This window comes from Geobacillus sp. LYN3, assembly GCF_003064505.1.
Lineage (GTDB): Bacteria > Bacillota > Bacilli > Bacillales > Anoxybacillaceae > Parageobacillus_B > Parageobacillus_B toebii.
The window spans coordinates 1-230 of the sequence record NZ_QCWL01000021.1 but is presented as its reverse complement, the minus strand read 5'-3'; positions in this window follow the sequence as shown (position 1 = coordinate 230).

The following is a 230-nucleotide window of genomic DNA, read 5'->3' as shown; positions in this document are numbered from 1 at the left end:
GTTTGGAAGAAGCCGTTTTGCATAGGCGGCTTCCGCTTTTCCGTTGTCTAGCTCCGGTGCCTAGCTCTCTTGTGCCAAATAACCTTCTCCCTTGAGGTGCAAGCACCTCTACGGGCGAAGAACATTTGGCTTCGAGAGCTAAGCGCGGCACCTCCGCTTTTCGCTTGGTTAAGTCCTCGATCGATTAGTATCCGTCAGCTCCACGTGTCGCCACGCTTCCACCTCGGACC